Origin of the sequence: Actinomyces sp. oral taxon 849 str. F0330 (assembly GCF_000239715.1) — a bacterium.
Lineage (GTDB): Bacteria > Actinomycetota > Actinomycetes > Actinomycetales > Actinomycetaceae > Actinomyces > Actinomyces johnsonii.
The window spans coordinates 1-621 of sequence record NZ_JH470413.1; the positions used below are offsets into that span (position 1 = coordinate 1).

Below are 621 nucleotides of genomic sequence, written 5' to 3' on the forward strand. Positions count from 1 at the left end.
CTGCTGGTTGGTTTAGGTGAGGGCTGCCAGTAGTGGGGCGTAGTGCTGGGTGGTGGCTTGGCGGTAGGCCTGGGCGTCCCCGTCGCGGGCGGCTTGGAGCATGGCTCGGTGGGCCTTGGCGGCGCTGAGCATGTCCTCGGGTCTGGGGGCGCCTAGGAGGGGGACGGTCAGGGTGTGGACTGCCCAGAACGCTTCGGTCAGGTGCAGGAAGAGGTGGTTGTCCAGGGGTTCGAGCATCCGCATGTGAAAGCGGCGGTCCTGTTCGGTGAAGAGTTCGCCCTTTTGGGCGTGGGTATCCATCTGCGCCACGATTTGGTCGAGTTCGGTGTCTTGGCGGTTCTTCCAGGCTTGGGTGACGGGTTCGGCTAGTGCGTTGTCGAGGGTGATGCGGACTTCGACGATGTCGCGCAGTCCGCGGTGGTCGTCTCCGGGGTTGAGCAGGCCTCTGAAGACGAGGGACTCGACCATGGGGCGCATGGAGACCCTGCCGACGAACATGCCGTGTCCGTGGCGGACTTCGACGATGTCGAGGGCGACCAGGGTGCGTACGGCCTCGCGCACGGAGGAGCGGGACACGCCCAGATCGGTGCACAGCTGCGACTCGGTCGGCAAAGCATCCCC

Annotated in this window: 1 protein-coding gene; it reads right to left on the bottom strand. The window is 65.7% G+C overall.

Going from position 1 to position 621, the window contains the following annotated elements; all coding sequences use genetic code 11:
- Nucleotides 1–12 precede the first annotated feature (12 nt).
- Nucleotides 13–621 (bottom strand): FadR/GntR family transcriptional regulator (locus HMPREF0975_RS14410; RefSeq protein WP_009234977.1); only part of this gene is annotated, 609 nt, incomplete at its 5' end.